Origin of the sequence: Mesorhizobium sp. M7A.F.Ca.MR.362.00.0.0 (assembly GCF_004023175.1) — a bacterium.
Taxonomy (GTDB): domain Bacteria; phylum Pseudomonadota; class Alphaproteobacteria; order Rhizobiales; family Rhizobiaceae; genus Mesorhizobium.
This window is the reverse complement of sequence record NZ_RZTF01000433.1, coordinates 3,983-5,172: the sequence shown is the minus strand read 5'-3', so window position 1 is coordinate 5,172 and position 1,190 is coordinate 3,983. Positions and strand designations below refer to the sequence as shown.

Annotated in this window: 2 protein-coding genes; one reads left to right on the top strand and one right to left on the bottom strand. The window is 60.0% G+C overall.

Annotated elements, in window-relative coordinates; translation table 11 throughout:
• The first annotated feature begins 212 nt into the window (after positions 1 to 212).
• The gene (locus EOC06_RS32235) at positions 213 to 422 is read left to right on the top strand and encodes a hypothetical protein (RefSeq protein WP_127271560.1); all 210 of its coding nucleotides are present in this window, start codon (positions 213 to 215) and stop codon (positions 420 to 422) included.
• A gap of 312 nt (positions 423 to 734) precedes the next feature.
• Here the strand turns inward: EOC06_RS32235 and EOC06_RS44080 are convergent.
• Positions 735 to 1,190 (bottom strand): TOBE domain-containing protein (locus EOC06_RS44080; RefSeq protein WP_245470281.1); only part of this gene is annotated, 456 nt, incomplete at its 5' end.

Here is a 1,190-nt window from a genome sequence, read left to right as displayed (position 1 = left end):
CGCCGACCCCTCCTCCCGCCGCCGTACCCCCGCAAGGATCACAACAGGGTCAATGAAGGAGCCCCGCCGGTATTGGCTCCTCTCGTGCGATCGTGCCACCTTGAGTGTATCGTTTTAATACAATCGGCGATTGGTAGACTTGCACCACGGATAGGCAGTTAGTTTCAGCGTCAGGCAAAAAGGGGGGAAATGCCTCGCACTGGGAGAAAACGATGTCCGTACAAAAAGGCGACTTTCGAACCAACAGAGCCGACTACGTGATTGCCGCGATGCATGGCGGAGTGACCGCCGACGACAGCGTTCGAGACGAGAACCTGGCAAGGAGAAAGAAGTCCCTGTGGCTGAAGGAGCGGCGATCGGCCAAGTCGGCTGAGAACCCGTTGGACAGTTCGCCGCTGTCCAAAAGAAGCCCTCGCGGTTAGCGGTCTACAATCCTCTTCCGCGATCACACCATATCCGCACACAACCCACTCGCCCATATTGCAGGCGCCGCCGTCGGTGTGACTAACTCCGACGGCGGCCCAATTCGTGGCGAAACGACCTCCGTTCTTTTGAGAAGACGGCGGGACTAAGGTCTTGCGCTGTAGACGCAAAGGTCCGAGTGGTCCTGTTAGGTTCCGGAAATGTCTGTTGGACGTTCCGCTATTTTATCCAATTGAAATGTAGCGTTACCTGTATTTCCCGCCCGACATCGGCGCCTCATACGGCTGCCCCGCCGCCCGGCTGAGTCCCCCTCAGCCGATGCGATCACCGCTTTTCGGATCGAACAGATGCAATTGGTCTGGTTCGACAACCAACCTCACCTCGTCGCCTGGCTTCACGCCGGCACGGCCCATGGCAAAGACGCAAAGCTGCTGGCTGGCCAGCTTGACGTAGAACTGCGTCGAAAGCCCGAGCGGCTCGACCACCCCCACCTCGCCCTTCAACGCGCCGTCATCCGCCAACTTGATATGCTCGGGCCGCAGACCGACGGTGATGGCGTCACCGTCCGTCAGCGGCAGGCCTTCCGGCAGGCGCAGCGCCTGGCCATCGGTCAGTACAGCCTCCGGGGTACCACCCTTGCGAACAATCGCCGGCAGGAAATTCATGCCGGGGGAACCGATGAAACCGGCGACGAACATGTTGGCCGGCCGATCATAGAGATCGAGCGGTGCGCCGACCTGCTGGATCAACCCGTCATGCATGACGAC